Genomic DNA, 13,081 nt, shown 5'->3' with positions numbered 1-13,081 from the left:
TTCCGATGGCCAGCACTTGCCCACGGACAATCTAGCCAGCCTGCATCGTCGGGCATCAGGCTTCGAGCACCAAAGGCTCGCTGCCCTGGGCCGGTACCGCGCAACAGATCAGCACTTCGCCGTCGGCCACGGGTTCGGCGGGTTGGGTCAGGTAGTGCACCTGACCTTGGGTCATGCGGGTTTTGCAGGTACCGCAGGAACCGCCACGGCAACTGAATTCCGGATTCAGGCCGCGGGCCTCGGCGAGCTCGAGCAGCGTCCCGCTGCCGGGTTCCCAGCGGGCTTCCTTGGCCGAACCGGAGAACAGCACTTTCACCGCCTCAGTCGCCGCCGGCACCTGTTCGGCGGCCGGTACGCGGACCTCGATATCGCGCACCAGCGTAGACGGACCAAAGGTTTCAGCGTGAATGCGATCATCCGGGATACGCAGCTTGCGCAGGCCGTCGTAGAGCGCCTGGGTAAACGTGCCCGGACCGCACAGGTAGTAATCGTAGTCGTCCAGCGGCAGCAGTTGCTTGAGCAGCGTCACATCGATTCGTCCGGCCACGTCATAACCCTGCCCGGGTTTGCCGTCGGTGGGCGGTTGGCTGACCAGGCGCAGCACTTTCACTTTGTCACCGGCACGCGCCACCAGCTCATCGATTTCCTCGCCAAAGGCCAGGTCGGCCACGTGCCGGGCACTTTGCACCAGCCAGACCGGACGCATGCGGCTAATGCGTTTTCCTTGATAGACCACCTCGCGCAGCATCGACAACAGCGGCGTGATGCCAACGCCCGCCGCCAGCAGCACCAACGGCCGGCGCTCGGTGGCGTCCACCGTGAAATGACCTTGTGGCGCCCGGGCTTCGATATCGTGGCTCGCCTGGATCTGCTCATGCAGATGCGAAGAGACCGCGCCGTCACGCTTGACGCTGATGCGCAGGAAATCATCCGAGGGCGCGCTGGACACGCTGTACGTCCGGATCGAAGGCACGCCCTGCCCCTCCAACAACACCCGCACGGGCAGATGCTGCCCGGCCTCGAACCGGGGCAAGCCGGCACCGTCGGTGGTTTGCAGATAGAACGAGCGGATGTTGTGGCTTTCGTCCACCACTCGCGTGACTTGCAGCGCACGCCAATGGGTACGCAGGACCTCGGCCTGCAAGCGTTCGGCAGTCTGTTCCCAGTTGCCGGTCATCAGTGAATTGGGCGAGTCGCCTTCAGCCTGATCCTTCCAGCGCAACGGTATTGCCGTCGAACGGTAGACCACGCGCTGCGGGGTGAACCGCAATAACCGTTCGGCGCCCTGGAACGCGGCGATCTGCGGGTCTTCCAACACCACCTGCGCTGAACCACTCATCTGCAGCAGGTCGCCGGTCTGGAAATCGACGAACACCAAGCCTGCGCGGGGGTTCAGCAGGATGTTGCCGAGCGTGTTGAAGAACAGGTTTCCAGAAAAATCCGGGATGGTCAGCGTCCCGTCCTCGTCCATGCGTACGAAACCGGGCTTGCCGCCGCGATGGGAGGCGTCGACCTGCCGTTCACCGTCGCGTACCACGTAAGTGGCGATGTAGAACGAGTCTGACGCGGTGACCAGACGACGAACCAAAGGATCGGCTACTTCCAGCTCACGTGAGGCAGCAGGCTGCTCATCGACGAAGCGGTATTGGCGCAGATTGATGTAGCGCGGGCAGTTGCCATAGGCCTGGGTCACCGAAATCTCCAGGCCCTGGTCAAGCTCGCGGCGCACCACGCCGTTCATGCGATTACGCCGACGGGTGTGCAATTCGATACCCAGCATGCCGATGGCGTCGCCCTCGCCCAGCCCTTCTTGTGCCGGGTCTTCAGGCTGCGGATCGAAATGGATATGCAGCGTTTCAGGATCAGGTGAATTCATGAAGCCGGGCTGCCCGGTGCGCAGAGTCGCCCAGACATCGCCCTGACGATCCACTGCCCCAAGCACCACAAACGGCAATTGCCCGTAGAACTCCCGGTGCTGGTCCGGCATCCAGGTACGCGCCAGTTGTCGCTGACCGACGCCGGCCATCATCTCAACCGCCCCGACGGAGCGCTGCAAGGTCAACTCCCCTTCATGCCAGGGCGAAGATTGTGCTTTGGTGGCTTCGTTCATCAGCTACTCCTCGCGCCCTCCGTTTTACAACGGGGTTGAATGCGCATTGGTCAGGGAGGGTCCATCACACCGATGGCGAACGGTGCATGAGGGTGGAGCCATCTTCTGCCCAAAGCGGTGGCGCAGGAATACGCATGGATTGAAATCCACTGTTTCATTAAATGGAATGACCCTTCAAAGCGCTGCGCCGTCGACTCGACTTATCTTGTCGGTGGCCCTTGTCTGCCTGACAGAGCGCCCATAGATTAGAGTCCACGTCTCGACGCCAGCCATAGCGCAAACGTGTCGTGGCTTCGTCCCGGAACAAGTGCACTCAACGATAAGGTACGTTCATGAGCCAAGCGTCTTACGTTCCACCCAAAGTCTGGAAACACGAGGCCCCCTCGGGTGGCCACTTCGCGAGCATCAACCGGCCTGTCGCCGGGCCGACCCACGAAAAAGACTTGCCGATCGGCGAGCATCCTTTGCAGCTCTATTCGCTGGCAACGCCCAATGGCGTGAAAGTCACGATCATGCTCGAAGAGCTGTTGGCCCTCGGGCACACCGGCGCGGAATACGACGCCTGGCTGATTCGCATCGGCGAAGGCGACCAGTTCTCCAGCGGCTTTGTCGAAGTCAATCCGAACTCAAAGATCCCGGCCCTGCTGGACCGCAGCGTCGAGCCGCCGACCCGTGTGTTCGAGTCCGGTTCGATCCTGCTGTACCTGGCGGAGAAATTCAGCGCTTTGCTGCCCAGCGATCTGGCCGGCCGCACTGAAACCCTGAACTGGTTGTTCTGGCAGATGGGCTCGGCCCCTTACCTGGGCGGTGGTTTCGGCCATTTCTACGCCTACGCGCCGGACAAACTGGAATACCCCATCAATCGCTTCACCATGGAAGCCAAGCGCCAACTGGATGTCCTGGACCGTCGCCTGGCTGAAAACCGCTACCTGGCCGGCGAGGCGTACACCATCGCCGACATCGCGGTCTGGCCTTGGTATGGCCAACTGGTGCGGAACAACGTGTACTCGGCGGCCGAATTTCTTAGCGCCCATGAGTACACCCATGTGCAGCGCTGGGCGGAGGAAATCGCCCAGCGGCCCGCAGTCATGCGCGGACAGCGTGTCAACCGGACCTGGGGCGATGAGGCGAGCCAGGTGCCGGAGCGGCATCGGGCGCAGGATTTGGGCTAGGCAAGGCACCATGGCGAGGGAGCAAGCTCGCTCGCCATGGAAGCTCTGCTATACCCCCGGCATGGGGTATTTCAGTCGTAGAACGGCTCGACCAAGGTACGGCTGCCGACGAAAAAGCTGTCCGCCACCAGGCGCAGCGGTTGCAGGTCCATGTCGCACGCCTTGTCATTGATCAGTTGCTGGAAGTGCCGGTACACCGCCGCGTACTCACCCTCCTGCGACACGACCTGGCGCACGCCGTCGATGCTCAGCAGCGCACCGCCGTTGTCCAAGCGCAAAGTGCCTTCGGCGCAACGAATCTCGATGCTCCAGAGCTCATCATGACCATGGTCGAAATCGAACTCCGCGCGGATATCGAGACCGCGCGCGTCCGACATCTTGATGCTCGCGGCGATGGGTGACTGGCAGTTGTCGGGAACCCGCAGTTCGGCCGACTCGACGAACAATGACAGCGGCAACAGGTGGGTGGCGATGGACAAGGCGTTGATGCCCGGATCAAACACGCCCAGGCCGCCGGGTTGCCAGATCCATGCCTGGCCGGGGTGCCATTTGCGCACGTCTTCCTTCCAATCGATCTGGACGCTTTGCAGCGTGCGGCTGGCAAGCCAGTCGCGGGCCGCCTCGATGCCGGGCGCATAACGCGAATGCCAGGCGAACAGCCCGCTGACGCCTGCCGCATGCGCCTGGTCCACCAACGCCATGGCCTCGCCCAATGTGGCGCACGGCGGCTTTTCCACCAGGACGTGTTTACCCGCCTCCAGCGCCTGCCGCACCAGCTCGAACCGGCCCTGGGGCGGCGTGCAAAACGCGACCGCATCGACGCGCGGACCTTTGTCCAGCAGCTCCCCCAGGGACTGGAAGTTCTCCACTCCAGCGCAAGGCTGCCCTTGGGTCGCGACCGCCACCAACTCGAAAGCAGGGTTGGCGCGGATAGCGGGCACGTGTTGGTCCTGGGCAATTTTACCGTAGCCCACCAGACCGAGACGGATCGGTTGCATCGATGACTCCTGACTTTTGTACTTATGATGGGGCAGCAAACTAGACGTAAAACGCTTGTCGGACAATGGGCTCGTGGCCCGTTGCAGCATCTTATGTCTTGGCGGGGGCTTTGATGACCTTGGCGATGCGCTCCAGGAAGGGGTCGAGCCGCTCATGGGGTGCATCGTGTTCCACCACCAGCGCGGTGACTTCTTCACACGTCGCCACTTGGTAATGAGCAACGCTGGACAGCTTCTGGTTGGTAACCGCCACCACCACCTGACCGCTCGCCGCGACCACCGCACGCTTGAATTCGGCGTCATCCAGGCCAAACGCCGTCACGCCATTGTCCGGGTCGATGGCGCAGGCACCGACAAAACACAGGTCGAAATTGAACTGGCGCAATTGCTGGACGGCCGCCAGCCCGATCGCACCGCCGGCGACAGGGTTCAGACGGCCACCGAGCAGGATGACCTCGGCGTTGGGCAGCTTCATCAACTCCACCGCGATCAAGGGCGAGTTGGTGCTGATGGTCAAGCGCAGCGCTCGATCGATGGCACGGGCAATCGCCAGGTTGGTCGACCCGGCATCGAGAAAGACGTGCTGACCGGCGCTGAGCAACGACGCCGCCGTCCGGGCAAGGTCGTCCTTGCGCGCCGGATCCTGATGGATCCGAACGTCTATGGGCGCTTCGGCCGCCGGCAGGCGAATCGCGCCGCCATAGACGCGCTTGCACAAGCCTGCCGCCGCCAATGCCCCGAGGTCCCTGCGGATCGAGTGTTCGGATACATTGAATTCGCTGGCCAGGTCCGCCGCGATGACCCGGCCATAAACGGCGAGTCGCTCACTGATCAAGCGTTGGCGCTCGCCGGGAAATACTTCGTGAGTGGCGCTCATGACATCACAACCTGCATAAACGAGCATGAATAAACATAAACGAGCACAATATGCCGGGTCTTGTTCGGATCGTCAAACCCCCGCCGCAGCCCAGGCTGAATCACCTTTCGTCACCCTCTCCCGCCGGGTCGCTGAACAGCGCCCCGTGACGCCAGTCAACACAAGGTCGGTTGCGTCATTTCGTTAACGAGCGACTTCCTCGGTCGCCGAGGATGGAACTATGAACACTGCAATCATTGCGACCCTGCTGACCGTCGCTCTCTCATTGAGCGTCAACGGTGCCCAGGCCGCGGAAACGAAAAAAGTCGATGTGCTGCTGGTGGGCGGCGGCATCATGAGTTCAACCTTGGGCATATGGCTCAACGAGCTAGAACCGGGCTGGTCGATGGAAATGGTCGAACGCCTGGATGCCGTGGCCGAAGAAAGCTCCAACGGCTGGAATAACGCCGGCACCGGCCATTCGGCGCTGGCCGAGCTGAACTACACGCCGATGGACGACCAAGGCAACGTCAACATTACCAAGGCCATCGAGATCAACGAGGCCTTCCAGATCACCCGGCAGTTCCTGGCGTGGCAGGTCAAGAGCGGCGTCTTGAAAAACCCCCGTTCGTTTATCAACTCCACCCCGCACATGAGCTTTGTATGGGGTGACGACAACATCAAGTTCCTGCGCAAACGCTACGAAGCGCTGCAGGCGAGCCCCTTGTTCCGCCCAATGCAATATTCGGAAGACCCGGAGCAGATCAAGAAGTGGGTGCCCTTGATGATGGAAGGCCGCGATCCGAATCAAAAGCTCGCGGCCACTTGGGCGCCGATCGGCACCGATGTGAACTTTGGTGAAATCACCCGCCAGTACGTCAGCTATCTGCAAAGCAAACCCAACTTCAGCCTGAAGCTGTCCAGCGAAGTGCGCGACATCACCCGCAATGACGACGGTACCTGGCACGTTGAATACAAGAACCTCAAAGACGGCGAAACGAGCGCCACCGACGCCAAGTTCCTGTTTATCGGCGCAGGCGGCGGCGCCCTGCATCTGTTGCAGAAGTCAGGCATTCCAGAGGCTGACGAATACGCGGGCTTCCCGGTCGGCGGCTCGTTCCTGGTCGCCGAGAACCCCAGCGTTGCCGAACGACACATGGCAAAGGCCTACGGGATTGCGTCCACCGGCGCGCCGCCGATGTCGGTGCCTCATTTGGATACGCGGGTACTGGACGGCAAGCGCGTCGTCCTGTTCGGGCCATTTGCGACCTTCTCCACCAAGTTTCTCAAGGAAGGTTCCTACTTCGACCTGTTCACCAGCATGACCACGCACAATGTCTGGCCCATGACCAAGGTCGGCATCGAGCAATACCCCTTGGTTGAATACCTGGCCGGCCAGCTCATGCTGTCGGATGATGATCGTTTCAAGGCCTTGCAGGAGTATTTCCCCCAGGCCAAGCAGGAAGACTGGCGCCTCTGGCAAGCCGGCCAACGGGTGCAGGTCATCAAGCGCGATGAGGAAAAAGGCGGCGTGCTGAAGTTGGGCACCGAAGTGGTGGCCTCCCAGGACGGCAGCATCGCCGGCCTGCTTGGCGCGTCCCCTGGCGCATCGACGGCGGCCCCGATCATGCTTGAAGTGATGCAACGGGTCTTCAAGGACAAGGTCGCCTCCCCGGCCTGGCAGCAAAAGCTGCACAAGATCGTGCCCAGCTATGGGACACGCCTCAACGACGATCCTGACCGTGTCTACGAGGAATGGAAATACACCAGCGACGTGTTACAACTGACACCGCCACCGGATATTCGTGGCAACAGTGAGCCGAAGGCTCCGACCAACAGCGATCCGGTGGGCCAGAAGCACAGCGACTCCGACCCGGACCTGGCGTTGTGAAGGAGGGCTGGCCGGCACGGGCTAGAACCATTCCCGGTGTTCCTCAAACGCCGCGCGGACCAGCGCCGCCAGCCGGGCGACTTCTTCCCGGTGTGCTTCGTCGCCGTGCACGGCCATCCAGACCTGCATCGTCATGTCCCGGCCGAACAACTCGGGTAGCGGCTGCAGGTTTTTTTCGAGCGCGCCTACGTAATGCGGCAGCAGGCCCACGCAAGCGCTCCACTGGATCATCTGGCGCATCAATTCATAGGAATTCACGTGGGTGACGCCAGAACGACGCGCCTCGACTGCTCTATTCCAAGGCTGCAGGGAAGCAATGTCCGCGTGGCTGTGCAGGCTCACCAACATGTAGTCCTGCAGTTCGACCAGGCTGCGCGGGCGGCTCGCTTCCCGTGAATAACGCTTGGCGATGTGCGGAATGTATTCCAGTTCGGCGAGACAACTGAGCTCGGCCACCGGAAACGACAGCCTCGGAGCCACGACTTGCGAGTCGGCGAGCCAGACGATGACATCCGCCTCGACCGGTTCGCTGTCGAGGCGCAGCAGGTTCAGGCGTACGTTGGCGTGCTGGCGCAGGAAGCCGAGCAGGTCGCGATTAAGGATGTCATGCAACAAGGGCTCCGCCACGGCCACACGAACCAGCGCCGGGTCCTCGTCGGACGTGCCGGGCAATGCCAGCAACGCACGGTGGGCCAGCAACTGGCTGCGCAGATGACGACCGTCCTGGCTGAGCACCAGCGCATTGCCTCGGTGCTCGAACAAAGGACGCCCGTAATGGCTCGATAGCCGCGAAACTTTTTTGCGCAACAACGAAGCTTTGACGTTGAGGCTCCGCGCCGCCTGCATAAAACAGCTGCAACGGGCCGCCACCAGGAAGAACTCCAATGCCTGGAGATCCTTGAAGCCGTTCAAGACATCGGTACCTACCGAGGTGGCCTGCCGCGCACACTCGTGAATGAGATCAACCTCCTCCAACGCCATACGCCCTCCTCCCTAAGGTGACCCTCGAATTGCCGGACCGCTTAACGTACAGACTCCAATGCCTGATTCAGTTGCGCGCCATCGATGCTCAGCGTTGCCTTGCTCACCAGCCCTTCCATATAGGCCCTGGCCACTTGTTCCTGGCGCTGATTGCGCAGCGCCTCGCGCAGTTGTTCACGAACTTCATCCAGGCTGGCGGCGCGTGCCGGCTGCATGTCGGTCAGTTTGAGGATGTGAAAACCCGCCTGGCTACGCAACGCGTCGGAGACGCTGCCGACCCGTTGTCGGCTCAAGACTTGGCGCATCTCCGGCACATATTGCTGCAACGGTTGCAAGCCGCTGTCACCGCCCCGTTGGGCCGTCGCCTGGTCCTCGGAAAACTGCCGGGCGAGGTCGGCGAAATCCGCGTTGGGGGCCTGGGCACGACGAGCCAGCTCGGTGGCTTTCTTGCGCAGCGGTTCTTCGTTGGCTCCCGGCTCAACCGCGATGAAAATCTGGCTGACTCGGTACAGCGCCGGGCTTTGCAGCTTGTCCTTGGCGCTCTCGTAAGCCTGTTGCAGGGCTTGGTCATCCGGATAGTCGGCGGGGACCTGGCTGACGGATTGCAAGTAAGTGCGCAGCAAAATCTGTTCGGTAGCCGCGCGGGTCATCTGTTGGATGTCCGGACGCTCCTGCCAACCTTGGGCGTCGGCCTGCTGCAACAGGGCTTTCTCTGCCAGGCGCGCTCGGACCCACCCCTCCAGCGCACCACGATTGCCGCGCAGCTGCTCGCGCACCTGCGGTGTGAGCGCGCTCAACACAGCGTTGAGCTCGGCGCTGCTCAGTTGCAGTTCGCCCAGACTGGCCACGGCCGGTGCAGCCTCGGCCGGGGCTCTGGCGGGTTTCGGTTGTGCCGCAGGCACCGAGGCTTGGGATACGCCGTCAGGGTTGGAGATCACCGTCAGCACAATGCCGCCGAGCATCAGGACAGCCGCACTGATGCCAGCCAGTCTACTAAACCTGTTCATCGTAATCAGACCTCTTCGACCGCAGCTTCCTGCGTTACATCCGCACCGTCTTTGTGCTGCTCGCGTGTGTGCTGGCTGTAGTCGCGCAGGTACACCACGAACTCCTGCAACAGGCGGTCCCAGAGTTCCAGCACGCCACGCACGTGGTCTTCACTGACACCGGCGGCAACGATGGCATCCATTTCCATCACCAGGAAATCGCCCTGGCGACTCAGGCGGGCAAAGCGGCGACTGGCATTCCATACCTGGACCAGACCGTCAGGCAATTGGCCCTCGATGCGCAACGCGCAACTGAACGTGAAATCGACAAAGCTGCCCTCGGTGGCGGCCGGGTTGCCGAAACGCACGGCAAAACCAATGCCCTGGCTGGCGCTCAACAACTGAACCACGGCGCCTTGCTCGGTACGATTGACACGATAACCGGAGGCTTGCAGTAATTCGCCCAGTTGCTCGGGAGTGATGCTATGGATCAGTGTCTGTGCGGTCATGACAGGATGTTCCTTATGGTCATTTGATCAATGGTTAGTTGCCGGCAGTGGACTTGGCGGCATCGAACTGGGTCTGGTACAGCGCATCGCCGTAGCGCTGCGCCAATTCTTCGAACTTCACCCGCGCCCCACTGGCGAAGGGTTGGCGGATCTTCAATACGTCGCTGACCTCGATGTTTTCGTAGGCAGTGAGGATCTCCTTGGCGATGCCGTACATCTCTTGGTTTTTCGCCACGCACTGCTGCACTTCACTGTCCCGACTGGTCAGGCTGGCTTGCAGCGTGGCGCGCGCCGCCTCTATACCCCGTGCGCGGCCCAGCAGCTCTTCATAAGCTTGTTTGAACTTGCCGACCTGCTCGGTACTGGCCGCGATCTGCGCCTGGGCGCTGCTGCGTACGGCGTCCTGTTGCGCGCCCAGTTGTTCGCTCTGGCTGCGGGCCTTGGCGAGTTCGGCGGTCAGTTGCTTGATTTGCGCTTGTGCCGCGCTCAGCTCGGTTTGTGCTGCCTGGCGCGCGGCGGCGCCTTGCGCCTGTTCGCTCTGCAAGGTTTGCAGCTGTTGAGTGGTACTGCGCAACTGGGCACGCAGGCGTTCTTCCAAGGTTTGCGCCGATGCGCCCAGGGCTGCACCGAGCCCCAACAGCAGCACCACGGCGTGGATCGCGGGATGAAATGACTTTTTCATGCTGTCTCTCCCGGCGCTAGAAGCGCGTGTTGAGCTCAAGTTGCAGAACGTCGATATCGAACGGCGCGCCGTAGACTTCTTCGCTGCTCAACCAGCGCGCGGTCGCGAAGACGTTGTCTTCGATGCCGTAGTTGCCGCCGAGGAAATAACCCTTGGCGTTGGTGCCGCCGAGGTGGAACGAGGAGTCGTTGAAGCCGTCCGGCAAGGCGTCCGGCTCGATGTATTTGTAGCCGGCGAACAGGTTCCAATCGCCGCGCTTCTTCAGGTCCAGGGAACTGCCCAAGGTGAACTGCAGCATCCAGGCGGTATCGCCGCTTTCGATGTCACCGTTTTCGTCCACGTTGTTGACCAGCGCACCGGCCGAGCGCTTGCGCATCTTGCCTTCGTCGTAGCCGAGGTTGACCAGGTAGTTGCCCTGGCTGCGCAACTTGAGATCGTCGAACAGCAAGGTGTCCCAGACCAGATTGAGGTCAAGCACGTTGAACTCCGAGGCCAGGCCCACGAACTGTGGTTGCGGCGACGTGGTCGGCGCGGAAGGGTCAGGCACCAGGTTGCGCAGTTCCATCAGGGTGTTGCCCTTTTGCATGAACGCCGGACGCGTTTCGTCACTGTCACAGGCCGGCGCGCCGTCGTAGATAGCGCAAGGGTTGGAGCGCCGCCCTTCGATGTCGTCAAACTGGTAGTAAGCCAGTGCCCCTTTGATGCTGTTGTCCGGCGCAAACGCCCAGGTTGCGCCAAGCTGGGCGCCGTAGAGCCACTTGTTCTCGCTGTCTTCCTTGTTGAAACCATCGCTCGACGCGCTGTCGGAGCTGTACTCCACCGGGAACGCACCGAGGGTGCCGAACATTGCCAGGTCGCGGCTCAACGGGTGATTGAACGAGCCGGCCAAGCCGTCGAAATTGAGATCGTTGGAATACAGCAGATCGGTGGACATGAACGGGTTGGGCATGCGCCCGCCGGTGAAGCTCAGTTCCTTGGTGGGGCGATAGTTGAGGTAGCCCTGATCGAGCCACAGGTCCTTTTTGTCAAAGCCGCCGCCGAGGGTCTGGGTGGTGGAGACAGGACTGCTGTCCGATCCCGTGCCCAGGCGGATAGCCGCTGTCCATTGCGGGGAAAGCGCGGCGCGCATCCCCATGCGAGCCCGCAGGCGCAGCATGTTCTCGCGGTCTTCGCGGGTATTGAGCAACGGCGGAAGTTGCGAGCCGCTGTTGGGGTTGACGTCATAAGGCCCGCTGTTGTTGAGCTCGGCGAAGTCGACGATCTCGTTGCTGTTGCTGCCCGAGTAGAAGCGCGACTCGTTGCGCAAGCGCACGTCGCCTTCAAAGGTGATGCGTGAGACCCAGTCGGGGAAGGTGTTGGGCTGGGCCCAGTTTTCCTGTTTGGCCTGGGCGATCACTTCGGCTTTCACCTGGTCGCGAATCTGTTCCCGAACGATGGCCGGCACGTATTGCACCCGCACCTCCCCCGGCGCGCCGGGCGCTGGCACCGGCGCGGCAGTCGCGGCGGCCTGCCGGGCTTGCACGGCCTCGGCTTCGGCCTGATCGATCAGCGCTTGCGCCTGGTCCTGCTTGAGCACGCCTTGTTGCACCAACAGGCGAATCAGATTGACCGTCGCGTTCTGCGAGGGTGTCTGCGCCAACGCGCTGCCCGCCAGGCTGGCGATCACCAGGCCGACGCCCAGCGCCACTCGATTGATTTTGCAGATCATGAACACAACTCCTAATGGTCTCTTGTCGACCCGGCTCAGCCCGGTCGGCGTCCTTGTAGGCGGATACGCACCGGCACCTGCAACGAGGCGGGTGGACGTTCCAGATGGGGTGAAGCGCGCAAGGTCGCCAGGACCTTGGCGTCGAGTTCGGCATCGCCACTGCTGCGTCCCAGCTCCACGCGCGTCACGCGACCGGCCTGGTCCAGCCAGACGTCGGCCTCCAGGCGGAACGCCAGGTTGCGCAGCTCGGGCGACTCGCGCAGCAAGCGCTGGAAGCTGTAGGCAAGGAACTGGCTGTAGGTGCCGTTGCCGAGGCGTCCGCCACCGGCGCCAGCCATCCCGCCGCCCTTGCCCGCGCCGATATTGAAAGCGTCGGAGCCAGCCTGGGCGTCGCTGTCCATTTGCATCGGGTCGGCCAGGTCCTCGGCGGGTGAAGGCGGTGCTTCTTCCTCCGGCTTGACTTCCTCCGGTTCGGGCGTGGGTTCGGGCTCGACGATTTTTTCTTCCACCGGCTTTTCCGGCTCCGGCGGTTTTTCCGGGGGCGGAGGCGGCGGTGGCGGCAACGGAATGATCGCGGGAATCTTCGGCGCCTCGCGACGGATGCCGCTCATGTCGTTGGCCCATGTCCACAGCAGCCAGGCCAGGCCCGCGCCCACCAGCAAACCGATGGTCCACTGCAATACGCGGCGCACCCTGCCGGTGCCGTCCCGCTGTCGTTCCAGGCGTTCGTTTTGCGGCTGTTCAGGAAAAGACGTCATGACTCAGCCCTGGCTCGGTTTGCCGGTGACCAGGCCCACCTGGGACAACTCCAGGCGGCGCAACAGGTCCAGCACTTCAACGACTTTCTGGTACTGCACGGCCGAGTCACCGCGCACGATGATCGGAAAATCCGGGCTCTGGGCTTTCTCGATGCGCAAGCGATCTTCCAGTTCGTTAAGGGTGACCGGGTAAGCATCGAGGAACACCTGGCCGCCATCATTGATGGAAATCGCCTTGGTCTTGGGCTGCGAAAGCGAAATGGTCGAGCTGGCCTTCGGCAGGTTGATCTGGATCCCGGAGACCTGGGCGGTGGCGGTGAGAATAAACATCACCAGCACCACCATGAGCACATCCACCAGTGGCGTGATGTTGATGGTATCGACGGCGGCATCTTCGTCGTCGTCCGAGGCGCTATTGAGGTTGGCCATG

Annotated in this window: 12 protein-coding genes; 2 read left to right on the top strand and 10 right to left on the bottom strand. The window is 62.1% G+C overall.

What is annotated here, in order from left to right; all coding sequences use genetic code 11:
* Positions 1-55: 55 nt before the first annotated feature.
* Positions 56-2,110 carry a 2Fe-2S iron-sulfur cluster-binding protein gene (locus J3P76_RS11780; RefSeq protein ID WP_434701979.1) on the bottom strand — a complete coding sequence of 685 codons (2,055 nt, stop codon included), beginning with the start codon at positions 2,108-2,110 and terminating at the stop codon, positions 56-58.
* A 332-nt stretch (positions 2,111-2,442) separates the two neighbouring features.
* Here J3P76_RS11780 and yghU point away from each other — a divergent pair, with 332 nt between their 5' ends.
* Entirely contained in the window at positions 2,443-3,282 is an 840-nt protein-coding gene (gene yghU, locus J3P76_RS11775) for a glutathione-dependent disulfide-bond oxidoreductase (RefSeq protein ID WP_434605972.1), read from the top strand.
* Positions 3,283-3,353: 71 nt separating this feature from the next.
* Here the strand turns inward: yghU and J3P76_RS11770 are convergent, their stop codons facing one another.
* Both J3P76_RS11770 and J3P76_RS11765 read right to left on the bottom strand, forming a co-directional pair.
* Complete coding sequence (locus tag J3P76_RS11770) at positions 3,354-4,280, bottom strand: Gfo/Idh/MocA family protein (protein ID WP_434605974.1); 927 nt, start codon at positions 4,278-4,280, stop codon at positions 3,354-3,356.
* Positions 4,281-4,371: 91 nt separating this feature from the next.
* A complete protein-coding gene (locus J3P76_RS11765; RefSeq protein ID WP_434701978.1) occupies positions 4,372-5,157 on the bottom strand; it encodes a DeoR/GlpR family DNA-binding transcription regulator in 786 nt (261 codons plus the stop codon).
* A 220-nt stretch (positions 5,158-5,377) separates the two neighbouring features.
* On the opposite strand from J3P76_RS11765, the gene mqo reads away from it, so the two are divergent.
* On the top strand, positions 5,378-7,027 hold the full coding sequence (mqo, locus tag J3P76_RS11760; protein WP_434701977.1) for a malate dehydrogenase (quinone): 1,650 nt from the start codon (positions 5,378-5,380) through the stop codon (positions 7,025-7,027).
* Between the two features lie 21 nt (positions 7,028-7,048).
* Here the strand turns inward: mqo and J3P76_RS11755 are convergent, their stop codons facing one another.
* Genes J3P76_RS11755 through J3P76_RS11725 form a run of 7 tightly spaced genes read right to left on the bottom strand, consistent with a single transcriptional unit; the run spans position 7,049 to position 13,080 of the window.
* Positions 7,049-8,008 carry a LysR substrate-binding domain-containing protein gene (locus tag J3P76_RS11755; RefSeq protein ID WP_434701976.1) on the bottom strand — a complete coding sequence of 320 codons (960 nt, stop codon included), beginning with the start codon at positions 8,006-8,008 and terminating at the stop codon, positions 7,049-7,051.
* Between the two features lie 41 nt (positions 8,009-8,049).
* Complete coding sequence (locus J3P76_RS11750) at positions 8,050-9,015, bottom strand: peptidylprolyl isomerase (RefSeq protein WP_434605981.1); 966 nt, start codon at positions 9,013-9,015, stop codon at positions 8,050-8,052.
* Positions 9,016-9,020: 5 nt separating this feature from the next.
* Positions 9,021-9,503: a YbjN domain-containing protein gene (locus J3P76_RS11745; RefSeq protein WP_434605983.1), complete on the bottom strand. Its 483-nt coding sequence runs from the start codon at positions 9,501-9,503 to the stop codon at positions 9,021-9,023.
* A 34-nt stretch (positions 9,504-9,537) separates the two neighbouring features.
* Complete coding sequence (locus tag J3P76_RS11740) at positions 9,538-10,185, bottom strand: DNA repair protein (RefSeq protein WP_434647670.1); 648 nt, start codon at positions 10,183-10,185, stop codon at positions 9,538-9,540.
* A gap of 16 nt (positions 10,186-10,201) precedes the next feature.
* Positions 10,202-11,893 (bottom strand): putative porin, encoded by a 1,692-nt coding sequence (locus J3P76_RS11735; protein ID WP_434559111.1) that lies wholly within the window; start codon positions 11,891-11,893, stop codon positions 10,202-10,204.
* 35 nt (positions 11,894-11,928) lie between these two features.
* Positions 11,929-12,651 carry an energy transducer TonB family protein gene (locus J3P76_RS11730; RefSeq protein ID WP_434701975.1) on the bottom strand — a complete coding sequence of 241 codons (723 nt, stop codon included), beginning with the start codon at positions 12,649-12,651 and terminating at the stop codon, positions 11,929-11,931.
* A 3-nt stretch (positions 12,652-12,654) separates the two neighbouring features.
* Positions 12,655-13,080 carry an ExbD/TolR family protein gene (locus J3P76_RS11725; RefSeq protein ID WP_434559115.1) on the bottom strand — a complete coding sequence of 142 codons (426 nt, stop codon included), beginning with the start codon at positions 13,078-13,080 and terminating at the stop codon, positions 12,655-12,657.
* Position 13,081 lies beyond the last annotated feature (1 nt).

It is taken from the genome of Pseudomonas sp. D1-36 (assembly GCF_051132205.1).
Taxonomy (GTDB): Bacteria; Pseudomonadota; Gammaproteobacteria; order Pseudomonadales; family Pseudomonadaceae; genus Aquipseudomonas.
The sequence above is the reverse complement of the archived record's forward strand: the minus strand, read 5'-3'. Positions and strand labels throughout refer to the sequence as shown.